Here is a 24,920-nt window from a genome sequence, read left to right as displayed (position 1 = left end):
CTCCGTTAAAGCGCCGCGCCGGCGGGGCGGCCGAGGACGCGTTGATATTCATCCTGGGCGGTCTGTTGGGAAAACTCGCCGGACCATTTCGACACCACCACCGTGGCCACGCTGTTGCCGATGGTGTTGCAGGTGGCGATGGCCATGGACATGAAGCGGTACACCCCGAACAACAGCGCCAGGCCTTCGGCCGGCAGCACGCCGATGGCCGTGACAGTGGCGGCGAACACCACGAAGCTGCCACCCGACACTGCCGCCGCGCCCTTGGAGGTCACCAGCATGATCGCGATGATGCCCAGCTGTTGTTCCCAGCTCAGCGGCACGCCGTAGGCGTTGGCGATAAAGAGCACGCACAGCGACATGTAGATCGAGGTGCCGTCGAGGTTGAACGCATAGCCGGTGGGCAGCACCAGGCCGACGCTTTGTTTGGAGCAGCCGAACTTCTCGAGCTTCTGCAGCAGGCGCGGCAGCGCGCTTTCCGACGACGCGGTACCGAGCACGATGAAGATTTCATCCTTGATATACGTGAGGAAGCGCCACAGGCTGAAGCCGCTCAGGCGACACACCGCGCCGAGTACCACAAAGATAAAGAACGCGATGCCGACGTAGAACATCAACACCAGGTTGGCCAGCGACATCAGCACCGCCGTGCCGTTGCTGCCGACCGCATAGGCCACCGAGCCGAAGGCGCCGAGCGGCGCGAACTTCATGATCAGGTTGATGAACTCGAAGAAGCATTCGGAGATGCGGTTCAGGCCATCTTCGATGACTTCGCGGCGCTCGGGCTTGAGGGCCAACAGGGCGAAGCCGAACAGCACCGAGATCACCAGCACCTGCAACAGCTGGCCGCCGGCGAAGGCGCCGACGAAATTGTCGGGGAAAATGCCGTAGATAAAGTCCATGGTCGAGGCCGGTGCGTGCCCCTTGGCCACCGCGGCGGTGGTGGCGGCTGCGGCAGCGGCGCTCGGGTGGGCGTCATGCATGCCGGAGCCGATCTGCAGCAGGTTGCCCCACAACAGGCCGATGGCCAGGGCGATGGTCGACACCACTTCGAAGTAGATCAATGCACGCAGGCCAACTTTGCCGACGCGCTTGATATCGCCGGCCGAGGCAATGCCGTGGACCACGGTGAAAAACACCAGCGGCGCGACGGCGGTCTTGATCAGCTTGAGGAAGATATCGCCAAGGATCTTGAAACTGGCAGCCAGTTCCGGGGCGAGAAAGCCGAAGGCGATCCCCAGGAACATCGCGGCGACGACCTGGAAGGTCAGGTCCTTGTAGAGCGGTTTTTTTGCGGGGGTGGATGACATGTCTGTGATCTCATTGTTGTTATGGTTCGGCGACGTAAAGCGCAGGTAACCCCCTGCGGGAGCCGGCAAGCCGGCCCCTGCAAGGTCAGCGTTTTACCGCACCCTGGCGCGCGAGCGCGATATCGACCATCTGCGGTGCCAGTCCCAGGTAATTGGCCGGGTCGGTCAGGCGTTGCAGTTCGGCCAGGTCCAGTTGCGCGGTGGCTTCACCCTGGGCGAGCAGGGCGTCGAGCAGGCTGGTGCCCTGGTCGTTGGCCATGCGGCAGGCGGCGTAGACCACGTCGTGGGCCACCTGGCGGCCGAGCGCCGGGGCGAGTCCCATCATCACGGCTTCGGCGACGATCAGGCCCTGGGTCATGTCGAGGTTCTTGCGCATGCGCTCGGGGCGCACTTCCAGGCCGGCGAGCATGAAGGTTGCCTGCCCCAGCGACGCGGCGCTGAGGGCAAAGGCTTCGGGAATGGCGATCCATTCGGCCTGCCACGGGCCGGTGGAGCGTTCGAAATCCTGGATCATCGCATCGAGCATCAGCCCGGCGTGTTGGCGCACACCCTTGGCGGCGGCGTACATCAGTTCGCAGGAAATCGGGTTGCGCTTCTGCGGCATGGTGCTGCTGGCGCCACGGCCCTTGACGAAGGGCTCGTACACTTCGCCCAGTTCGCTGGTCATCATCATCATGATGTCGAGGGCGATCTTGCCCAGGGAACCGGTGACCAGGCCAAGGAAGTTCAGGGTTTCTGCCAGGCCATCGCGGGCCACGTGCCAGGTGGCTTGCGGCACGCCCAGGCCGAGTTCGGCCATCAGCGCTGCCTGCACATCCAGGCCTTTGTCGCCGAGGGAGGCGAGGGTGCCGGCGGCCCCGGCGAACTGGCCGATTTCGACGCGTGGGCGCAGTTCCACCAGGCGCTCGGCGTGGCGGTCGAACATGCTCAGCCAGACCGCACATTTGTAGCCGAAGGTGATCGGCAGCGCGTGCTGCAAGTGGGTACGGCCGGCCATCGGCGTGTCGCGGTAGCGCTGCGCGAGGCCGGCGAGCAGGCCGCGTACCGCCTGGATGTCACGCTCGACGATGGCCAGCGCAGCGCGCACCTGCAGGACCACGGCGGTGTCCATGATGTCCTGAGTGGTGGCGCCCCAATGCACGTAGCGGCCGGCTTCGCCGCAGATCTTCGAGAGTTGCTCCACCAGCGGCAGGATCGGGTACCCGACGATCTCGGTCTCGTGCTGCATCAGCGCCAGGTCCAGCGCCTGGTACTGCGACAGCGCGGCGATCTGCTCGGCCGCCTCGGCAGGGATCACCCCGCAACGCGCCTCGGCGCGGGCCAGGGCCACTTCCACTTCGATGTAACGCTCGATCAGCGCTTTATCGGAAAACACACCGCGCATTTCGGCGGTGCCGAACATGTCACGGAACAGGGCGGAATCAAAAACGGTACTCGACATGGGAAAACCCTATTTGTTATTTTTAAACCATACATATTTAATATGTCCGTACATTATGATTGCGCCTAGACTGATACACTGTCAACTCGACAGCGAGGGTAAGAATGGAAAGCGTGAGCCAGAGGCGTTATGCGGCAGTTGCCAAGGACTTGATCGAGCAGATCGGCAGCGGCCATTACCCGGTAGGGTCGTTGTTGCCGACTGAATTCGAGCTGTGCTCGCTGTACGCGGTCAGCCGCCACACGGTGCGAGCGGCCATCGACCAGTTGCAGGGGCAGGGCATGGTCTCGCGCCGCAAGCGCGTGGGCACACGGGTCGAAGCCGCCTCGCCGCAGGGCGGCTATTCCCAGGCAATGGCCTCGGTGGCCGACCTGGTGCAGGTGGCCGAGACGCATATCCGCGATATCCGGGCCGTGCGGGAGTTTGTCGCCGATATCGCCCTGGCCCGGCGCCTGGGGCTGGAACCGGGCGGGCATTATTTCTGCGTGTCGAGCATCAAGGTCGATGCCAGCGCCGGCAATGCGCCGTTGTGCTGGACCGATGTGTACGCCGAACAGGCGTTTGCCGAGGTGATCCCCGACGCGCGCAAGCACCCCGACGAACTCATTGCCGCGCTGATCGGCAAGGCCTTCTCGCGGCCTATCGAGGTGGTTGACCAACAGGTGCGCCCGGTGCAGTTGCCCGCCGAGCTGGCTGCCAGCCTCAAGGCGCAGGGCGGCGCGCTGGGGTTGAACATCATCCGCCAATACCGCGATGAAGCCGGGGCGCTGATTGCGGTGTCGGAAACGGTCTATCCCGCCGACCGTTTCACCCTGACCATGCAGATGAAACGCGACAAGCTCTGAGCCCATACGTCATCCAACGTATTTCCCGATTGGGCTGGCCCGATGAGACTGGATTGAACGCAATGTCATCCGTCCAGGAGCCAGCCCATGACCGAAACGCTGATCAAAGTCGACCTCAACCAACCCGTCACCGAGAACGAGCAGATCCACAACCGCTGGCACCCGGATATCCCGATGGCGTGCTGGGTGAAGCCGGGCGACGACTTCATCCTGGAAACCTACGACTGGACCGCCGGCGCCATCAAGAACAACGACGATGCCAGCGACGTGCGCGACGTCGACCTGTCCACCGTGCATTACCTCTCCGGCCCGGTGGGCGTGCACGGTGCCGAGCCGGGTGACCTGCTGGTGGTGGACCTGCTCGATATCGGCGCCAAGGCCGATTCCCAGTGGGGCTTCAACGGCTTTTTCTCGCGCCAGAACGGCGGCGGTTTCCTCACCGATCACTTCCCCAGCGCACAAAAAGCTATCTGGGATTTCAAGGGCATGTTCACCAGCTCGCGGCACATTCCGGGGGTGAATTTCGCCGGCCTGATCCACCCCGGCCTGATCGGCTGCCTGCCTGACCCGGTGATGCTCGCCGACTGGAACCGCCGCGAGCAGGAACTGATCGACACCAACCCGACCCGCGTGCCACCGCTGGCCAACGCACCGTTGGCCGACACCGCCCATATGGGCAAGCTCAAGGGCCAGGCCCGTGACGATGCCGCCGCCACCGGTGCTCGCACGGTGCCGCCGCGCGAGCATGGCGGTAACTGCGATATCAAGGACCTGTCACGCGGCTCGAAGATCTTCTTCCCGGTCTACGTCAACGGCGCCGGGCTGTCGGTGGGGGACTTGCACTTCAGCCAGGGCGACGGCGAAATCACCTTTTGCGGCGCCATCGAAATGGCCGGCTGGGTGCACATGAAAGTCGAGCTGATCAAGGGTGGCATGGCCAAGTACGGCATCAAGAACCCGGTCTTCAAGCCGAGCCCGATCACGCCGAACTACAAGAACTACCTGATCTTCGAAGGCATCTCGGTCGACGAGCAGGGCCAGCAGCACTACCTGGACGTCAACGTCGCCTACCGTCAGGCGTGCCTGAATGCGATCAACTACCTGACCAAGTTCGGCTACTCGCCGGCCCAGGGCTATGCGTTGCTCGGTTCGGCGCCGGTGCAGGGACACATCAGCGGCGTGGTCGACATCCCGAATGCCTGCGCGACCCTGTGGTTGCCCACGGAGATCTTCGAGTTCGATATCAACCCCAACGCCAACGGCCCGACGCGCTTCCTCGACGGCAGCATCGACCTGCCCATCGCCCCGGACCTGTAGCCATGCCGACCTACGAATACGCCTGCGACACCTGCGGCACCTTCACCCAGCTGCGGCCGATTGCCCAGCGCCACGCGCCCAGCCAGTGCCCGTACTGTGCCGGGCCCGGCGGGCAGCTGTTGGTGTCGGCGCCGGCCCTGCAAACGCTGTCGGCCAACCAACGCCAGGCCATCGCCGGCAACGAGCGCAGCGCCCACGCGCCGCAGACTGTCGGCGAATACCAGGAAAGTCGCCGGCACCCGGCGGGTTGCAGTTGCTGCGGCACCAGTAAGGCGGTGCTGCCGAGCAAGGCCAACCCGCTGGGCCTCAAGACCAAGACCGGCCCCCGGCCGTGGATGATCAGTCACTAGGAGAGTTGCAATGCGCCATGGCGACATTTCCAGCAGCCCGGACACCGTCGGTGTAGCGGTGGTGAACTACAAGATGCCGCGCCTGCACAGCAAGGCCGACGTCATCGACAACGCCAGGAAGATCGCCGACATCATTGTCGGCATAAAACAGGGCCTGCCGGGCATGGACCTGGTGGTGTTCCCGGAATACAGCACCATGGGCATCATGTACGACCACGACGAGATGATGGCCACCGCCGCAAGCATCCCCGGTGAGGAGACCGCGATTTTCTCGGCGGCGTGCCGCCAGGCCAACACCTGGGGCGTGTTCTCCCTGACCGGCGAGCGCCACGAGGAGCATCCGCACAAGGCGCCCTACAACACCCTGGTGCTGATCAATAATCTCGGCGAGATCGTGCAGCGCTATCGCAAGTGCATTCCCTGGTGCCCCATCGAGGGCTGGTATCCGGGCGATCGCACTTATGTGTGCGAAGGCCCCAAGGGCATGAAGATCAGCCTGATCATCTGCGACGACGGCAACTACCCGGAGATCTGGCGCGATTGTGCAATGAAGGGCGCGGAGTTGATCGTGCGTTGCCAGGGCTATATGTACCCGGCCAAGGAGCAACAGGTGCAGATGTCCAAGAGCATGGCCTGGGCCAACAACTGCTATGTGGCGGTGGCGAATGCGGCAGGGTTCGACGGGGTGTATTCGTACTTCGGCCACTCGGCGATCATCGGTTTCGACGGGCGCACCCTGGGCGAGTGCGGCGAGGAGGAGATGGGCATCCAGTACGCCCAGCTGTCGGTTTCGCAGATCCGCGATGCGCGGGCCAATGACCAGTCGCAGAACCACCTGTTCAAGCTGTTGCACCGTGGCTACACCGGCATGCACGCCTCGGGCGATGGCGACAAGGGCGTGGCCGACTGCCCCTTCGAGTTCTACCGCACCTGGGTGCTGGATGCGCAAAAGGCCCAGGAGAACGTGGAGAAAATCACCCGCAGCACGGTGGGTGTCGCCGAATGCCCGGTGGGGCAATTGCCCCATGGCGGTAAAGAACAGACGCAGGGGTAGGGCATGCGTTTTACCTTCGAGCCGAGCCAGGTCATGGCGTTGCTGCGCAGTCGCATCGTCGGCCAGCAGGCGGCGCTGGCCCAGGTGGAAAGCTTGCTCAAGGTGGTCAAGGCCGACATCGGCGAGCGTGACCGGCCGCTCAGCGTCAACCTGTTCATGGGGCCGACCGGTGTCGGCAAGACCGAAATCGTGCGCCTGCTGGCCCAGGCGCTGCACGGGCGCGCCGACGGTTTTTGCCGCATCGACATGCACACCCTGGCCCAGGAGCATTACGCCGCCGCACTGACTGGCGCACCGCCGGGCTATGTGGGCAGCAAGGAAGGCATCAGCCTGTTCAACAGTGAATTGATTCAGGGCACCTACAGTCGACCCGGCATCGTGCTGTTCGACGAATTGGAAAAGGCCAGCCAGGAAGTCGTGCGCAGCCTGCTCGGCATTCTCGAAAACGGCCAGCTGACCCTGGCCGGTGGCACGCGCACCCTGGACTTTCGCAACAGCTTGATCTTCATGACCAGCAACATCGGCGCGCAACAGGCGCGCCGGCATCGCCAGCGCTTTGCCCAGGGCTGGCGGCGGGTGCTGCGGGTGTTTGCGCGTGGCGAGGCGGCGGTGCTGGAAGAGGCACTGCACGGGCATTTCGAGCCGGAGTTTCTCAATCGCATCGACCGCATCCTCGTGTTCGAGCCCATCGACGCCCAGTGGTTGGAGGCTTTGCTGGACGTGGAGTTGAACAAACTCAATCAACGCCTCGCGGCGCAGCAGCGCTCATTGAGCGTGGATGCACAGGCGCGGGCGTGGTTGTGTCGCGAGCATGATGTGCGTTTTGGCGCGCGGGCATTGGCGCGCAGGCTGCGTGTCGAATTGGAGCCGGCGATTGCCGAGTGTGTATTGCGCGGCGAAGCCCGGCACCTGCATGCGACGCTTCACCAGGGTTGCCTGGTGGTTGCGTGCAGCGGCGGATAAACCACGGGAAGCTGGGATCCAATTACGGTATAACCCTCGGACGCTTTCGCTCTTCGAGGCCCCGTTTTTCATGCAAAGCCCCATGCAACGCCCGCTGTGGCAGGTCTACCTGATCTTTCTGGCACCGATGGTGCTGTCCAACTTCCTGCAGAGTTTTTCCGGCACGCTCAATGGTATCTATGTCGGGCAAATGCTCGGCACCCAGGCGCTGGCGGCGGTGTCGGGGATGTTCCCCATCGTGTTCTTCTTCATTGCCCTGGTGATCGGCCTGGGGGCGGGGGCCTCCGTATTGATCGGCCAGGCCTGGGGCGCCCAGGAAACCGGCATGGTCAAGGCGATCACCGGTGCCACCCTGACGCTGGGCGCGTTGGTGGGGCTGGTCGCGGCGGTGCTGGGCAGCCTGTTCGCCCGCCCGGCGCTGCAAGCCTTGGGCACCCCGGTGGATGTGCTCGACGATGCGGTGGGCTACGCCCAGATGATGATGTTGATCATGCCGCTGTTGCTGGTGTTCATCTTGTACACCCAGTTGTTGCGCGGGGTCAGCGACACGATCTCGCCGTTGTTGGCGCTGATGGTCTCGACCCTGGTCGGCCTGCTGCTGACACCGGCGCTGATCCGCGGCTGGATCGGTTTGCCGCCCCTCGGCATCCAGAGTGCGGTGTACGCCGGCCTGGTGGGCAACGCCGCGGCGATGCTGTTCCTGATCCTGCGCCTGCGGCATAAACATCACGTGATGGCGCCGGACCGTGAACTGCTGGCGGCCTTGCGCCTGGACCGTGCGATTTTGGCCAAGGTCCTGCGCATCGGCCTGCCTACCGGCCTGCAGATGGTGGTGTTGTCGCTGTCGGAGTTGGTCATTCTTGCCCTGGTCAACAGCCATGGCTCGCAGGCGACGGCGGCCTATGGCGCGGTGACGCAAATCGTCAACTACGTGCAGTTCCCGGCGCTGTCGATTGCCATCACTGCCTCGATCCTCGGTGCCCAGGCGATTGGCGCCGGCCGCCTGGAACGCATCGGGCCGATCTTGCGCACCGGGCTGCTGATCAACACCTGCCTCACCGGTGGCCTGATTGTGCTGGGGTATGTCCTGTCGCACTGGTTGCTCGGTTTGTTCATCACCGACGACGCGGCGCGGGCAAATGCCGAGCACCTGTTACACATCATGTTGTGGAGCATCCTGGTATTCGGTTTCCAGGCGGTGATCGGCGGGATCATGCGCGCCAGCGGCGTGGTGCTGATGCCGGTGGCCATCTCGATTTTCTGCGTGCTGTGCGTCGAGTTGCCGATGGCCTACCTGCTCAACGCCCACTTCGGGCTGGAAGGCGTGTGGATGGCGTTTCCGGTGACCTACCTGGCGATGCTGGGCTTGCAGACCGCGTATTACCGGCTGGTGTGGCGGCACAAGCAGATCAAGCGGCTGGTCTAGTCAAGCCGCGCAACAGCAGTTCCAGGCTCTGCAGGCATTCTTCAAGGCGTTCGCCCGGGTGTGCATCCCGGGCGATCCACAGCGCGGTGTTGACCAGGCTGCCATTGATCAACTGCGCCAGCGCGGCGCTCGGTGCCTGCGGGATCACACCGCTGTGCATCAAGGCGTCGAGCCGTTGACGCAGGGATTCCACACAGTGCTGCTGGGAGCCGGTGTCACCCAATACGGCCGGCGCATCCTGCAGTACGATGCGCTGGATCTCCGCGTCCTGGGCCATGCGCAAATACGCGCGGCAGCGTTCGCAAAAGCCCGACCAGGGGTCCGAAGCTTCGTCACTGAGGCGCTGCAAGTGGGCGTCCATCTCGCTGTCGAGCTGGGCAACGACCGCCGCCAACAGGCCCTTTTTATCGCCAAAGTGGTGATACAACGCCCCGCGCGTCAGGCCCGCGCGGGCGGTAAAGTCGTCCATCGAGGTATTCGCGTAGCCTTGGGTGGCGAAGGCCAGGCGCGCGCTGGCGATCAGCCGGGCGCGGGTGTCTTCGATTATTTCAGCACGGGCTCGGCTCATGGATAGGGCTCGCAATCGGCAAGTGAAGGATTGACATACGCTGCGTATGTTACGCATGCTTTGTCACATACGCACCGTATGTATTTTGCCTTGATCATTGCAGATAGCAAGTTGCAGGGCATTCAGGAAGAGGTAGAGCAGGATGGCAAACCCCTACGCCGAGTTGTTCCAGGTCCCCGGCGCCCGGGCTTTTGTACTCGCGGGCATGTTGGCGCGCATGCCGGTGTCAATGGCGGGCATCGGCCTGATCACCATGCTCTCGCAGGTGCACGGCGGCTACGGCCTGGCCGGTTCGGTGGCGGCGGTATTTGCCCTGGCCACAGCGTTTTGCGCGCCGCAGGTGTCGCGCCTGGTCGACCGCTACAGCCAGGGTCGGGTGCTGCCGGTCGCCGCGTTGATCGGTGGCGGGGCGTTGCTGCTGTTGTTGCTGTGCACCCGTTTGCAGGCGCCGAACTGGACGCTGTTCGTGTTCGCGGCCCTGGCCGGCTGCATGCCGAATATGTCGGCGATGGTGCGGGCACGCTGGACCGAGTTGTACCGCGGCCAGCCCCAGTTGCAAACCGCGTTTGCCCTGGAGTCGGTGCTTGACGAGGTGTGCTTTATCATCGGCCCGCCGATTTCGGTGGGCCTCAGTGTGGCGCTGTTCCCGGAAGCCGGGCCGTTGGTCGCGGCGCTCTTGCTGGCCGTAGGCGTCACCACGTTCGTGCTGCAGCGCGAGACCGAACCGCCGGTACACGAACACCACGATCATCACGGCCGCTGTCTGATCGCGTCGCCTTCGGTATTGATCCTTATGATCCTGCTGCTGGCCATGGGCGTGATTGTCGGCGTGGTCGATGTGGTCAGCGTGGCCTTCGCCCAACAGCAGGGCCAGCCGGCGGCGGCGAGTATCGTGCTGTCGGTGTATGCCATCGGCTCGTGCCTGGCCGGGCTGGCGTTCGGTACCCTCAAGCTCAAGGCGCCGTTGCCCCGCCAGTTCCTGTACTGCGGCGTAGCCACGGCGTTGACCACCTTGCCGTTGCTGCTGGTGACTAACATCCCCGGCCTTGCCGTGGCAATCTTCATCTCCGGTCTGTTCTTCGCCCCGACGCTGATTGTGTCCATGGCGCTGGTAGAACAAATCGTCCCCCCCAGCCGCCTCACCGAAGGCATGACCTGGCTGATCACCGGCCTGAGCATCGGCGTGGCCATCGGCGCCGCCAGCTCCGGCTGGATGATCGACCACTCCGGCGCGGCCAGTGGGTTCTGGGTGGCACTGGCGGCGGGGGCGGTGGTGCTGGGCTCAGCGGTGTTGGGATTTCGGCGGTTGGGCTGAGTATCCGCCGCTGAGTAAGTCCTCTGCCGCCTCGCGAGAGGCGGCTTCCCATTCATGTTCGGTTTGCTCTTCATCGCTGACCCATGCGTCGACCGAGCCGGTAAGGCGCTTGTAGCGCCGATCACGCCAGCCCGCATTCCCCGCGGATATCCGCCTCCCATCCCCTCGCTAATTTTTCCCTCTGCGGTTCGTTTTATAGGGACGACGTGCCTTTGTGCTTCCTGCCTATTGCTCCGGACTCCAAGAAATGAATGCTGAAGACTCCTTGAAACTTGCTCGCCGGTTTATCGGGTTGCCCCTGGAAAAGCGCCAGCTATTCCTGCAGGCACTGCAGAAAGAAGGAGTGGATTTTTCGCGGTTTCCGATTCCGTCCGGGGTCGAGGTAGAGGATCGCGATGCGCTGTCCTACGCGCAGCAACGCATGTGGTTCCTGTGGCAATTGGACCCGGCCAGCGGTGCCTACAACCTGCCGGGCGCAGTGCGGCTCAAGGGTGCGTTGAACCTGGACGCGATGCAGAAGGCGTTCGCCAGCCTGGTTGCGCGCCATGAAACCCTGCGCACGGTGTTCCAGCGCCAGGCCGATGAGCGCCTGTTGCAGGTGGCGGTGCAGCCGTCACTGGCCATCGAACAGCTGGACCTGAGCACGCTGGCCGTCGCCGAACGCGAGCAGGCCGTCAATGAGGCGGCGACCCACCAGTCGCTGCTGCCGTTCGACCTGGAGCAGGGCCCGCTGCTGCGTGTGCAATTGCTCAAGCTTGATGCGCAGGAACACGTGCTGCTGCTGACCCTGCACCACATCGTTTCCGACGGCTGGTCGATGAACGTGCTGATCGACGAGTTCATCCGCTGCTACGACGCCCATGAGCGCAACGAGGTGCCGCAGCTGCCGGCACTGCCGATCCAGTACAGCGACTATGCCCTGTGGCAACGCCGCTGGCTGGAAGCCGGGGAGCAGGCCCGCCAGTTGGAGTACTGGCAAGCGCGCCTGGGCGATGAGCACCCGGTGCTGGAACTGCCGACCGACCACGCCCGCCCGGCCATGCCCAGCTACCAGGGCACGCGGTATAACTTCGCGATTGACCCGGCGCTCGCTGCGCAGCTGCGCAGTTGTGCGCAAAAACACAACGTCACCTTGTTCATGCTGTTGCTCGGCGCGTTCAATGCGCTCCTGCATCGCTACACCGGTCAGGGCGATATCCGCGTCGGCGTGCCGATTGCCAACCGTAACCGCACCGAAGTCGAAGGGCTGATCGGCTTCTTCGTCAACACCCAGGTCCTGCGCACCGAACTCACCGGGCAAACCCGCGTCGCCGAGCTGCTGCAAGGCATCAAGGAGCATGCCCTGGGCGCCCAGGCGCATCAGGAGTTGCCTTTCGAACGCCTGGTGGAAGCCCTCAAGATCGAGCGCAGCCTGAGCCATACCCCCTTGTTCCAGGTGATGTACAACCACCAGCCGGTGGTGGCCGACATCGCCTCGGTCAGCACCGCCTCCGGCCTGGAACTGGCCTTGGTGGAGTGGCAGGGCCGCACCACCCAGTTCGACCTGACCCTCGACACCTATGAAAAGTCCGGCACCCTGCACGCCGCCTTGACCTACGCCAACGACCTGTTCGACGCGCCGTCCATCGAGCGCATGGCCCGCCACTGGACCCGCCTGTTGCAGGCGATGGTCACCGATGGCGAGCAGCGCATCGGTGAATTGCCGATGCTGGCTGCCGATGAGCAACAGGTCCTGGTGCACGCCTGGAATAACACCGCAGAAACCTACCCGACCGAGCGCGGCATCCATCAACTGATCGAAGACCAGGTGCAGGCCACCCCCGACGCGCCGGCGCTGGTGTTCGGTACGACCACGCTGACCTACGCCGAACTCGACGCCCGCGCCAACCGGCTCGCGCATGCCTTGCGCGAGCAGGGCGTCGGCCCCGATGCGTTGGTGGGGATCTGCGTCGAGCGCTCGATCGAGATGGTGGTCGGCCTGCTGGCGATTCTCAAGGCCGGCGGCGCCTACGTGCCGCTCGACCCCGAATACCCGCAGGAACGCCTGGCCTACATGATCGAAGACAGCGGCATTCAGCTGCTGCTCAGCCAGCAGCGCCTGCTGGCATCGCTGCCCGCCGCCGGTATCTGCGTGATTGCCCTGGACCAGCCTGCGCTGTGGCTCGACGGCTACAGCAGCGAATCGCCCGGCGTGGCCATCCACGCCTTGAACCTGGCCTACGTGATCTACACCTCCGGTTCCACCGGCAAGCCCAAGGGTGCCGGCAACAGCCATCGAGCGTTGGTCAACCGCCTGTGCTGGATGCAGCAGGCCTACGGGCTGGGGGCCAATGATGCGGTGTTGCAGAAAACCCCGTTCAGCTTTGACGTGTCGGTCTGGGAGTTTTTCTGGCCCCTGATGACCGGTGCGCGCCTGGTGGTGGCGGCCCCGGGTGAGCACCGCGAGCCCGCACGCTTGATCGAGACCATCGGCCGGCACGCAGTCACCACCTTGCACTTCGTGCCGTCGATGCTCCAGGCATTCATCCATGAACCGGGCGTGCAGGCCTGCACCGGTCTCAAGCGGATCGTCTGCAGCGGTGAAGCCTTACCGCTGGACGCACAGGTCCAGGTGTTCGCCAAGCTGCCGCATGCCGGTCTGTTCAACCTGTATGGCCCCACCGAAGCGGCCATCGACGTGACCCACTGGACCTGCGTCGACGAAGGCGCCGACAGCGTGCCCATCGGCCGCCCGATTGCCAACATCGGCACCTACGTACTCGACGCCCAGCTCAACCCGGTCCCTGCCGGTGTGTGCGGCGAGTTGTACCTGGGCGGCACCGGGCTGGCGCGCAGTTATCACCGGCGTCCGGCGTTGACCGCCGAGCGTTTTGTGCCGAGTCCGTTTGGCGATGGCGCACGCCTGTACCGCACCGGCGACCGTGTGTGCCAACGGGCCGATGGCGTGATTGAATACCTCGGCCGCCTCGACCATCAGGTCAAGCTGCGCGGCCTGCGCATCGAGCTGGGTGAAATCGAGACACGCCTGCTGCAACACCCTGGCGTGCGTGAGGCCGTCGTGCTGGTGCAGGGCGGCAAGCAACTGGTGGCTTACCTGGTGCTGGAAGGCGAGGCGCCCAGCGACCTCAAGGCCTGGCTGCTCGGCAGTCTGCCGGAGTACATGGTGCCGACGCATATGGTCCACCTGGCCCAGTTGCCGGTGACCGCCAACGGCAAGCTGGACCGCAAGGCGCTGCCGGTGCCGGATGCTGCCGCGCAGCAGGCTTATGCCGCCCCGGAAAATCCTGTGCAGCAAGCCCTGGCTGCCGTCTGGAGCGATGTGCTCGGGGTCGAGCATGTCGGTCTGGATGACAACTTTTTCGAGCTGGGCGGCGATTCGATCATCTCCATCCAAGTGGTCAGCCGAGCACGCCAGGCCGGGATTCGTCTCAGCCCGCGCGACCTGTTCCAGTACCAGAGTGTGCGCAGCCTGGCGTTGGTGGCGAGCGTCGAGCACGCGACGGTCATCGACCAGGGGCCCGTCAGTGGCGAGGTGATCCTCACGCCCGTGCAGCACAGCTTTTTCGAGCAGGCGATCCCGGCGCGCCAGCATTGGAACCAGTCGCTGCTGCTGACCCCGCGTGAAGCCCTGGAACCCGCGCGCGTTGAGGCGGCGTTGACCCAGGTGATCAACCATCACGATGCGCTGCGCCTGCGCTTTGTGCAGCAGGCCGAGGGCTGGCAGCAAGCCCATGCCGCGCCGATCACCGACCCGGCGCTGTGGCAATCCCGCGCTGGCGATGAAACCGAACTGGCCGCCCTCTGCGACGAGGCCCAACGCAGCCTCGACCTTGAACACGGCCCGCTGCTGCGCGCCGTGCTGGTCAGCATGGGCGACGGCACTCAGCGCCTGCTGCTGGTGATCCATCACCTGGTGGTGGACGGCGTGTCCTGGCGCATCCTGCTGGAAGACCTGCAGCACGCCTATGGCGCCGCGCCGCTGCCGGCCAAGACCAGCGCCTACCAAGTGTGGGCGCAGCAGTTGCAGGCCCATGCACAGATCCTCGATCACCAGCTACCTTACTGGCAGGCACAGACCTCGGACGCCGACTTGCCCTGCGACAACCCGCAGGGCGGCCTGCAAAACCGCCTGGGCAGCACATTCGAAATCCGCCTCAGTGCCGAACAGACGCGCCAACTCCTGCAGGACGCCCCGGCGGCCTATCGCACCCAGGTCAACGACCTGCTGCTGACAGCATTGGCGCGGGTGATCAGCCGTTGGAGCAAGCAGCCCGCTGCGCTGATCCAGCTCGAAGGGCATGGCCGTGAAGACCTCTTCGACAGCGTCGACCTGACCCGCACCGTCGGCTGGTTCACCAGCCTGTTCCCGGTGCGCCTGCAGGCGGGTGGTGAGTTGTCGAGTGCAATCAAATCGGTCAAGGAGCAACTGCGTGCGGTGCCGGATAAAGGCATTGGCTACGGCCTGTTGCGCTACCTGGGCACGCCTGCTGCGCGCGACGCCTTGTCGGCACTCGCCGTGCCGCGCATCACCTTCAACTACCTCGGCCAGTTCGACCGCCAGTTCAATGAGTCGGCGCTGTTGGTGCCGGCGCCCGAGGGCAGCGGCCAGGCCCAGGACCCTGAAGCACCGTTGGCCAACTGGCTGACCGTGGAAGGGCAGGTGTATGGCGGGGAGCTGTCGCTGCAGTGGGGGTTCAGCCGCGAAATGTTCGAAGTGGCGACTGTCGAACGCCTGGCGGAGGATTTCCAGCAGGAACTGCTGGCGCTGATCGCGCATTGCGTCGACCCACATCAGGGCGGCCTGACCCCGGCCGATGTGGGCCTGGCGCAGCTGACCCAGGGGCAACTCGACGCGTTGGCACTGCCTGCGCGTGCGGTACAGGACCTGTACCCGTTGTCGCCGATGCAACAGGGCATGCTGTTTCACAGCCTCTATCAACAGGGCGAAGACGATGTCTACGTCAGCCAGTTGCGTGCCGACGTGCAGGGGCTCGATGTGGCGCAATTCCAGCGCGCCTGGGCACAGGTGCTGGGGCGCCATGACATGCTGCGCACCGGGTTTGTCTGGCAGGACGACCAGGGCCAGGCGCTGCAGGTGGTGTATCGCCAGGTCGACATGCCGTTCGCCGAGTACGACTGGCGCGAGCGTCAGGACCTCGCCACGGCGCTGGATGAATTGGCCGCCGATCACCATCGCCAGGGCTTCGAGTTGGCGCATCCGCCGTTGCTGCGCGTGGCACTGGTGCGCAGCGCCGAGGACCGTTGGCACTTGATCTACACCAGCCATCACATCCTGATGGATGGCTGGAGCAACGCCCTGGTGCTCAACGAAGTACTGCAAGCCTGCAAGGGCCAGGCACTGCCGCCGGTGGGCGCGGCGTTTTCCCAGCATATCGCCTGGCTGCAACAACAGGACCCGGCCATCGGCGAGGCCTTCTGGCGCGAACGCCTGGCGCAGCTCGACGAACCGACGCACCTGGCGCGCAGCGTGGCCAAGACCGCAGCACCCCAAGGCAGTGAATACGCTGAAATCCTCTGTGAACTGGATGAGGCCCAGACCCGGCGCCTGGCTGATTTCGCGCGTGCCCACCAAGTGACCCTCAACACCCTGGTGCAGTCGGCGTGGCTGTTGCTGCTGCAGCGCTACACCGGTCAATCCAGCGTCGCCTGCGGTGTCACGGTATCCGGGCGTCCGGCGCAGTTGGCGAATGTCGAGCAGCAAGTCGGCCTGTTCATCAATACCTTGCCGCTGATCGCAGCGGCCAATCCGGCGCAATCCGTCAGCGACTGGGTGCGTACGGTCCAGGCGCTCAACCTGGAAATGCGCGAGCACGAGCACACGCCGCTGTTCGATATCCAGCGCTGGGCCGGGTCGGCCGGCGAAGCGCTGTTCGACACCCTGGTGGTGTTCGAGAACTTCCCCGTCGCCAAGAGCCTGGAGCAAGCGGGCGAGGGCGGCCTGCGTTTCAGTCACGTGCGTCATCAGGAACGCACCAACTACCCGCTGACCCTCACCGTGCACGGGGGGCGGCGTTTGAGCCTGCACCTGGAGTACCTGTGTGCGGACCTTGCCACCGACGCCGTGCAACACATCGCGGCATATCTGCAAGGGCTGTTGCAGCAGTTTGTCGATGCGCCCGGGCAGGCGTTGGGCGCAATCGCGCTGCTGTTGGCCGCTGAACACCAGCGCGTACTCACCGAGTGGAACCCGCCTCACGCCGCCCAACCGGCCCAGGCGAGCGTGTTGCAGCGCTTTGAACAGCAGGCGGCGACTCAGCCGCAAGCCATCGCGCTGATCCTCGATCAACAGCGCATGAGCTATGCCGAGCTGAATGCGCGCGCCAACCGCCTGGCCCATCGCCTGGTGGAACTGGGCGTGACCGCCGACACCCTGGTGGGGGTGGCGGTGGACCGCTCCCTGGACATGATCGTCGGCCTGCTGGCGGTGCTCAAGGCGGGCGGTGCCTATGTACCGCTGGACCCCAAGTACCCGGCCGAGCGCCTGCAATGCATGATCGAGGACAGCGGCCTGCAGTTGCTGCTGACCCAACAACCGCTGCTGGACCAATTGCCGATCACAGCCAACCTGAGCCTGGTTTGCCTGGAAGACCGGCGCGATTGGTTGAGCGACTACAGCGCGCAAAACCTGTTGCCACGGGCACAGCCGGCGAACCTTGCCTACGTGATGTTCACCTCCGGCTCCACGGGCCGGCCGAAAGGCGTGGGCATCGACCTGGCGTCCCTGGCGCGGCATGTGGAGGTGTTCAGCGAACTGTTTGCGCTGCAGCCGAATGACCGTGTGCTGCAGTTCGGCACCTTCAACTTCGACGGTTTCGTCGAGCAGCTGTACCCGGCGCTGTGCTGCGGGGCAGCGGTGGTGGTACGCGGTGGCGACCTGTGGGACAGCGACACCTTCTATCAACAACTGCTCGACCACGATATCTCCGTGGTCGACCTGACCACCGCCTACTGGCTGCTGCTGGTGCGTGATTTTGCCGACCGTGGCCCCCGCGACTACGGCCGTCTGCGCCAACTGCATATCGGTGGCGAAGCCATGCCGCCGGAAGGCCTCAGCGCCTGGCGCGAAGCGGGCCTGCAGCCTGTACGCCTGCTCAACACCTACGGCCCGACCGAGGCCACGGTGACCGCCACGGCACTGGACTGCGCCGCCTACGTCGATGGCCGCGAAGCCCTGCCGTCGACGATGCCGATCGGGCGGGTGCTCGATGGCCGCGCCATTTACCTGCTGGACGCCAACCTCAACCCGGTGCCGGTGGGTGTCGCGGGCGAATTGGTGATCGGTGGGCCATTGCTGGCGCGCGGTTACTTCAACCGTCCCGACCTGACGGCGCATCGCTTCATTCCCGATCCGTTCTGCACCGACGGTGGCGGGCGCCTGTACCGCACCGGCGACCTGGCGCGCTATCGAGCCGACGGCATGATCGAGTACGTGGGCCGTATCGACCACCAGGTCAAGGTGCGCGGTTTCCGTATCGAATTGAACGAAATCGAAGCGCGCCTGCTGGCCCAACCCAGCGTGCGCGAAGCATTGGTGGTTGCCGCCGATAACCAGTTGGTGGGCTACATCGTCGCCAGCCGCGCACTGGACGAGGCCCAGCAAGCCGAGTTGCTCACGCAGCTCAAGGCCACGCTGCGCGCGGAGCTGCCGGACTACATGGTGCCGGCGCACCTGCTGTTGCTCGCGCACCTGCCGCTGAGCCCCAACGGCAAGCTAGACCGCGCCGCGCTGCCCAAGCCGGATGCCAACCAGGCGCGGGTCGATTGGCTGGCACCGGTTACCGAGGTGCAGCAACAGGTCGCGGCGATCTGGGCCCAGGTGCTGGGCGCCGAGCGGGTAGGGCTCAACGATCACTTCTTCGAGAGGGGTGGGCACTCGTTGCTCGCCACGCAGATGGTGTCCCGCGTGCGGCATGGCCTGGGCATCGAGGTGGCACTCAAGAGCGTGTTCGAGCAGCCGGTGCTGGCAGATTTCGTCGCGGCACTGGGCACCCGTGCTGCCACGGCGCCGGCGATGCTGGCGGTCGGGCGTGAGCAGCCGCTGGCGCTGTCCTTCGCCCAAGAGCGCCAATGGTTCCTCTGGCAACTGGACCCGCGCAGCGCTGCCTACCACGTGCCCGCCGCCTTGCACTTGCGCGGTCGACTGGACAGTGCCGCGCTGGAAAACGCCTTCCAGGCGCTGGTGCAACGTCATGAGCCGTTGCGCACCACGTTTGTGGAGAGGGGCGAGCACACCTGGCAGGTCATTCACCCCGACCTGGCGATTGTCATCGAGCGCCAGCGCGTCGAGGCGCCGGATATCGAACACGCCGTGGCGCAGGAAATCCAGCGCCCGTTCGACCTGGTCAACGGCCCGCTGATGCGCGTCGCACTGCTGCAGATCGACGCCGAACACCATGTGCTGGTCATCACCCAGCACCACATCATCTCCGATGGCTGGTCGATGCAAGTGATGGTCGACGAACTGGTCGCGCTGTATCAGGGCCACGCCCGGTTGCCGGCCCTGGCGCTGCAGTACGCCGACTATGCCGTGTGGCAGCGCGACTGGATGGCGGGCGGGGAAACCCAGCGTCAACTCGATTACTGGTGCACGCACCTGGGTACCGAGCATCCGCTGCTGGAATTGCCCCTGGACCACCCGCGCCCAGCGGTGCAAAGCCACCGCGGTGCGCGCCAGCAGATCCATCTCGACACCCGTCTGGTCGCCGAACTGAAGGCACTCGCCCAGCGTCAGGACGTGACCCTGTTCATGTTGCTGCTCGCCTCGTTCCAGACCCTGCTGCACCGCTACAGCGGCCAGTCCGAGATCCGTGTCGGCGTGCCGATTGCCAACCGCAACCGCCTTGAAACCGAACGCCTGATCGGCTTTTTCGTCAACACCCAAGTGCTCAAGGCCGACCTGCACGGGCAGATGGGCTTTGACCAGTTGCTGGCCCAGGTCAAGCAACGCGCCCTGGACGCCCAGGCCCATCAGGACTTGCCGTTCGAACAACTGGTGGAAGCCCTGCAGCCGGAGCGCAGCCTCAGCCATAACCCGCTGTTCCAGGTGATGTTCAACCATCAGGACAACCTGCGCCAAGGCGCGGTGCAACTGCCCGGCCTGGACCTGCAACCGGTGGACTGGGCCGGTCACACCACTCAGTTCGACCTCAACCTGGAGACCGAAGAGTCCGCCGACGGCCTGTGGGCCTCCCTGACCTACGCCACCGACCTGTTCGACGCCGCGACCCTGCAGCGCATGGCCGGTCACTGGCAGAACCTGCTGCACGCCGTGGTACGCGATGCTGCTCAGGCCCTGGATGAGCTGGCGATGCTCAGTGTGCCGCAATCCCGGCAACTGCTCGAAACGTGGAATCACACCGCCGTCGAATTTGCCCGCGAGCGCTGTGTGCAGCAATTGTTCGAAGCGCACGCGCAGGCGCATCCGCAGGCCATCGCGCTGCATTTCAACGACCAAGCCCTGAGCTACGCCGCGCTCAATCGCCGCGCCAACCGCCTGGCTCATCGCCTGATCGCGGCGGGTGTCGGCCCGGACGTGTTGGTTGCCGTGCATGTGGAGCGCTCCCTGGACATGGTGGTCGGTCTGTTGGCGACCCTCAAGGCCGGTGGCGCCTATGTGCCGCTCGACCCGCAGTTCCCGGCGGATCGCCTGGCCTTCATGCTTGAGGACAGTCGCGCACGGGTGCTGCTGACCCAGTCGCACCTGATCGGGCGCCTGGCGCAACCGCAGGGCCTGCAGGTGCTGCTGGTCGACGATGTCGATGCCGACGACCACAACCCGCAGGTCAGCGTCACGCCGGAACACTTGGCGTACGTGATCTACACCTCCGGTTCCACCGGCAAACCCAAGGGCGTGATGGTGCGGCACCAGGCGCTGTGCAGCTTTACCTGCGGCATGGCTACGACGTTGGACATGGATGCGCAGGCGCGGGTGCTGTCGCTGACAACGTTCTCGTTCGACATCTTCGCCCTGGAGCTGTACGTGCCACTGACGGTCGGTGCCACGGTGCTGTTGAGCGATCAGGCGATGGCCCTCGACCCGGAGGCCATCCTCGACCTGGCGCACAGCCAGTCCGCCAACGTGCTGCAAGCCACGCCGTCGACCTGGCGCATGCTGCTGGAAAGCCCGCGTGCCGATCAGTTGCGCGGCATCAAGGCCCTGTGTGGCGGCGAAGCCCTGCCGGCCGATCTGGCCCAACGCATGCTCGACCTGCAAGGTCCGGTGTGGAACCTGTATGGCCCCACTGAAACCACGATCTGGTCAGCGGCCCATCGTTTGTCGCAGGCGCAGCCTTTTGTCGGGCGTCCCATTGCCAATACCACCTTGTTCATCCTCAACGCCGGGCTCACGCCATGCCCGTTGGGTGCATCCGGCGAACTGCTGATCGGCGGTGTCGGCCTGGCACGCGGTTACCACGCGCGGCCAGCGCTGACGGCCGAGCGCTTCGTGCCCAACCCCTACGGTGCACTGGGCGAACGCCTGTACCGTACCGGCGACCTGGCGCGCTACCGTGACGACGGCGTGGTCGAATACATCGGCCGGGTCGACCACCAGGTCAAGGTGCGCGGTTTCCGTATCGAACTCGGCGAAATCGAAGCCTGCCTGCGCGAGCAACCTGGCGTGCGCGAAGCCGTGGTGCTGGCCGACGACGACCGCTTGATCGCTTACCTGGTCAGCTCGGCGGCGCAGGCCCCGCAGGCTTACCAAGCCGCCTTGCGCGAGCGCCTGCCGGACTACATGGTGCCGGCACACCTGATGTTCCTCGACAGCCTGCCCCTGACCCCCAACGGCAAGCTCGACCGCAAGGCGTTGCCGAAAGTCGATGCCAGCCTGTGGCGCAAAGGCCATGTGGCACCGGTCTCCGAGCGCGAAAAACAGGTCGCGGCGATCTGGGCCGACGTGCTGGATGTGCCGCAGGTCGGCCTCGACGACCACTTCTTCGAGCTGGGCGGGCACTCGCTGCTGGCCACGCGGGTGGTGTCGCGGGTCCGCCAGGCGCTGGCGCTGGAAGTGGCGCTCAAGTGCCTGTTCGAACACCCCTTGCTGGGCGACTTTGTCGCGTCCCTGTGCGAAGAGCGCGTGGCTGCGCCGGCGTTGCTCAAGGCTGATCGCGACCAACCGCTGCCGCTGTCCTATGCCCAGGAGCGCCAATGGTTCCTCTGGCAACTGGACCCGCACAGCGCCGCCTACCATATCCCCAGCGCCTTGCGTTTAAAGGGCACGCTGGACCAGGCGGCACTGCAACGCAGTTTCGACACCTTGCTCGCCCGCCATGAAAGCCTGCGCACCCATCTGCGCCAGGACGCGGCGGCCACGGTGCAGGTCATCGAAGACTCGGGCCTGATCGACATCGAGCTGGCCGACACCGATGAAGCCGGGCTCAAGGCGCAGGTCGCCGCCGAGGTCGCACAGCCGTTCGACCTGCTGCGCGGGCCGTTGCTGCGGGTCAAACTGCTGCGCCTGGCCAAGGACGACCACGTGCTGGTGCTGGTGCAGCACCATATCGTCTCCGATGGCTGGTCGATGCAGCTGATGGTCGAAGAGCTGGTGCAGCTCTACGCGGCCTTCAGCCAGGGGCAGACGCCGGACCTGCCGGCGTTGCCGATCCAGTACGCCGACTACGCCGTGTGGCAGCGCCACTGGATGGAGGCCGGTGAAAAGGCGCGTCAGCTGGCGTACTGGCAAGGTTTGCTGGGCGGCGTGCAGCCGGTGCTGGAATTACCGTTCGACTACCAGCGCCCGGCCGTGCAAAGCCATCGCGGGGCGCGCCTGGAGATTGAGCTGCCGGCCGCGCTGCTGGGCGGTTTGCGCAACCTGGCGCGCGACGCCGGGGTGACCTTGCCGATGGTGTTGCTGGCGTCCTACCAGGCCTTGCTGCACCGCTACAGTGGCCAGGAAGATGTGCGCGTCGGCGTGCCGATTGCCAACCGCAACCGTTTGGAAACCGAAGGGCTGATCGGCTTCTTCGTCAACACCCAGGTGCTCAAGGCCGACATCCATGGGCAAATGAGCGTCGAGCAGTTGTTGCAGCAGGCGCGTCAGCGTTCCCTTGAGGCCCAGACCCATCAGGACCTGCCGTTCGAGCAACTGGTCGAGGCCCTGCAACCGGAGCGCAGCATGAGCCTGAGCCCGTTGTTCCAGGTGCTCTTCAACCACCGTGTGACCTCTGCCGGCCTGCATCTGCAGGGCTTGACCGACCTCGACGTCGAAGTACTCGGTTGGGATGAAGGCGTCGCCCAGTTCGACCTGGCGCTGGACATAGAAGAAAGCCAGGCCGCGCTGCGTGCGTCCCTGAGCTACGCCACCGACCTGTTCGCCCCGGCGACCATCGAACGCATGGCTGGCCACTGGCAGAACCTGTTGCAGGCGATGGTTGCCGATCAGCAGCAGACTGTCGGCCAACTCAACCTGCTGGGTGCTGATGAGCAACGGCACATCCTGCAGCTGTGGGACCAGACCGACGCCGGCTTCTCGGCCCAGCGCCTGGTTCACGAGTTGGTGGCCGATCGCGCCCGGGAAACCCCGACGGCGGTGGCGGTCAAGTTCGATGCACAAACCCTGACCTACGGCGAGCTGGATCGCCAGGCCAACCGCCTGGCCCATGCGCTGATCGCCCGTGGTGTCGGCCCGGAAGTGCGCGTGGCCATCGCCATGCCGCGCAGTGCCGAGATCATGGTGGCGTTCCTTGCAGTGATGAAAGCCGGCGGCGTGTATGTGCCGCTGGATATCGAATACCCCCGCGACCGCCTGCTGTACATGATGCAGGACAGCCGCGCGCAACTGCTGCTCACCGACAGCCGCGCGTTGCAGCAGCTGCCGATCCCGGCAGGATTGACCAGCTTGGCGATTGATCGCACTGAAGAGTGGGCGGGGTTCAGCGACACGGCGCCCGATGTGAAGCTGGACGGCGACAACCTGGCCTACGTGATCTACACCTCCGGCTCCACCGGCATGCCCAAGGGCGTGGCGGTGTCCCACGGCCCGTTGGTGGCGCACATCATCGCCACCGGCGAGCGCTATGAAACCAGCCCGGCCGATTGTGAACTGCACTTCATGTCGTTCGCCTTCGACGGCTCCCATGAAGGCTGGATGCACCCATTGATCAATGGCGCCAGTGTGTTGATTCGTGACGACAGCCTGTGGCTGCCGGAATACACCTACGCGCAGATGCATCGCCATAATGTGACCATGGCCGTGTTCCCGCCGGTGTACCTGCAACAGCTGGCCGAACATGCCGAGCGCGACGGTAATCCTCCGAAGGTCCGTGTGTACTGCTTCGGCGGTGACGCGGTGGCCCAGGCGAGCTATGACCTGGCCTGGCGCGCACTCAAGCCGACCTACCTGTTCAACGGCTACGGCCCGACGGAAACGGTGGTTACGCCACTGCTGTGGAAAGCACGCAAGGGCGACCCGTGCGGCGCGGTCTATGCACCGATTGGCACTTTGCTGGGCAATCGCAGCGGCTACGTGCTCGACGCGCAGCTCAACCTGCAACCGATCGGCGTCGCTGGTGAGCTGTACCTGGGCGGCGAGGGCGTGGCGCGCGGTTACCTGGAGCGTCCAGCACTGACCGCCGAGCGCTTCGTGCCGGACCCCTTCGGCAAGCCGGGCAGCCGCGTGTATCGCAGCGGCGACCTGACCCGCGGGCGGCCGGATGGCGTGGTGGACTACCTCGGTCGTGTCGACCATCAGGTGAAAATCCGTGGCTTCCGCATCGAACTGGGTGAAATCGAAGCGCGCCTGCGTGAGCAGGACAACGTCGGCGAAACCGTGGTGGTGGCCCAGGAGGGCCCGACCGGCAAACAGTTGGTGGCTTATGTGGTGCCGGCCGACGCCAACCTGGCCGATCAGGCCGAGTTCCGCGACAGCCTGCGCCGCGCGCTGAAAACCCGCCTGCCGGACTACATGGTGCCGACGCACTTCATGTTCCTCGCGCAAATGCCGCTGACCCCCAACGGCAAGCTCGACCGCAAGGGCCTGCCCGAGCCGGATGCAAGCCTGCTGCAACAGGCCTATGTGGCCCCCGAAACCGAGCTGGAGCAACAGATCGCCGCGATCTGGGCCGAGGTGCTACGCCTGCCGCAGGTGGGCCTGAACGACAACTTCTTCGAGGTGGGCGGCCACTCCCTGCTGGCGATCCAGATCACCTCGCGGGTCCAGGCCGAACTGGGCCTGGAAGTGCCACTGGTGGAAGTGTTCCAGACCGAAACGCTGCGTGCCTACGTACAGGCCGCCGCCACCTTCCGCGCCGGCAGTGCGGAAGATTTTGATGACCTTCGTGACTTTTTGAGCGAACTAGAGGCGATTTGACC

At 65.0% G+C, this 24,920-nt stretch carries 11 protein-coding genes; 8 read left to right on the top strand and 3 right to left on the bottom strand.

Features of this window, described 5'->3' with window-relative positions:
- Positions 1-5: 5 nt before the first annotated feature.
- Together NTD80_RS16425 and NTD80_RS16420 are read right to left on the bottom strand one after the other, a co-directional pair.
- Positions 6-1,310 (bottom strand): cation:dicarboxylate symporter family transporter, encoded by a 1,305-nt coding sequence (locus tag NTD80_RS16425; RefSeq protein WP_065906053.1) that lies wholly within the window; start codon positions 1,308-1,310, stop codon positions 6-8.
- Between the two features lie 85 nt (positions 1,311-1,395).
- Complete coding sequence (locus tag NTD80_RS16420) at positions 1,396-2,751, bottom strand: adenylosuccinate lyase family protein (protein WP_065906055.1); 1,356 nt, start codon at positions 2,749-2,751, stop codon at positions 1,396-1,398.
- Positions 2,752-2,864: 113 nt separating this feature from the next.
- On the opposite strand from NTD80_RS16420, the gene NTD80_RS16415 reads away from it, so the two are divergent.
- The 6 genes from NTD80_RS16415 to NTD80_RS16390 all read left to right on the top strand — a co-directional run bounded on the left by NTD80_RS16415 (position 2,865) and on the right by NTD80_RS16390 (position 8,706).
- A complete protein-coding gene (locus tag NTD80_RS16415) occupies positions 2,865-3,596 on the top strand; it encodes a GntR family transcriptional regulator (protein ID WP_262134309.1) in 732 nt (243 codons plus the stop codon).
- Between the two features lie 87 nt (positions 3,597-3,683).
- Positions 3,684-4,913 carry a formamidase gene (gene fmdA, locus NTD80_RS16410; RefSeq protein WP_262134308.1) on the top strand — a complete coding sequence of 410 codons (1,230 nt, stop codon included), beginning with the start codon at positions 3,684-3,686 and terminating at the stop codon, positions 4,911-4,913.
- Positions 4,914-4,915: 2 nt separating this feature from the next.
- Complete coding sequence (locus NTD80_RS16405) at positions 4,916-5,263, top strand: FmdB family zinc ribbon protein (RefSeq protein ID WP_262134307.1); 348 nt, start codon at positions 4,916-4,918, stop codon at positions 5,261-5,263.
- A 10-nt stretch (positions 5,264-5,273) separates the two neighbouring features.
- Positions 5,274-6,317, top strand: a complete 1,044-nt coding sequence (locus NTD80_RS16400) for an aliphatic amidase (protein ID WP_262134306.1) — start codon at positions 5,274-5,276, stop codon at positions 6,315-6,317.
- Between the two features lie 3 nt (positions 6,318-6,320).
- Entirely contained in the window at positions 6,321-7,280 is a 960-nt protein-coding gene (locus NTD80_RS16395) for an AAA family ATPase (RefSeq protein WP_262134305.1), read from the top strand.
- A gap of 70 nt (positions 7,281-7,350) precedes the next feature.
- Positions 7,351-8,706 (top strand): MATE family efflux transporter, encoded by a 1,356-nt coding sequence (locus tag NTD80_RS16390; RefSeq protein WP_262134304.1) that lies wholly within the window; start codon positions 7,351-7,353, stop codon positions 8,704-8,706.
- On the opposite strand, the gene NTD80_RS16385 is transcribed toward NTD80_RS16390, so the two are convergent.
- The gene (locus NTD80_RS16385; RefSeq protein WP_262134303.1) at positions 8,690-9,274 is read right to left on the bottom strand and encodes a TetR/AcrR family transcriptional regulator; all 585 of its coding nucleotides are present in this window, start codon (positions 9,272-9,274) and stop codon (positions 8,690-8,692) included. The two genes, NTD80_RS16390 and NTD80_RS16385, sit on opposite strands and share 17 nt — an antisense overlap.
- 142 nt (positions 9,275-9,416) lie before the next feature.
- On the opposite strand from NTD80_RS16385, the gene NTD80_RS16380 reads away from it, so the two are divergent.
- Together NTD80_RS16380 and NTD80_RS16375 are read left to right on the top strand one after the other, a co-directional pair.
- On the top strand, positions 9,417-10,589 hold the full coding sequence (locus NTD80_RS16380) for an MFS transporter (RefSeq protein WP_262134302.1): 1,173 nt from the start codon (positions 9,417-9,419) through the stop codon (positions 10,587-10,589).
- Positions 10,590-10,836: 247 nt separating this feature from the next.
- The gene (locus NTD80_RS16375) at positions 10,837-24,918 is read left to right on the top strand and encodes a non-ribosomal peptide synthase/polyketide synthase (protein ID WP_262134301.1); all 14,082 of its coding nucleotides are present in this window, start codon (positions 10,837-10,839) and stop codon (positions 24,916-24,918) included.
- The last annotated feature ends 2 nt before the right edge of the window (positions 24,919-24,920 follow it).

The sequence above is a fragment of the Pseudomonas sp. 13B_2.1_Bac1 genome (genome assembly GCF_025466155.1).
Taxonomy (GTDB): Bacteria; Pseudomonadota; Gammaproteobacteria; order Pseudomonadales; family Pseudomonadaceae; genus Aquipseudomonas; species Aquipseudomonas aylmerensis.
The sequence above is the reverse complement of the archived record's forward strand: the minus strand, read 5'-3'. Positions and strand labels throughout refer to the sequence as shown.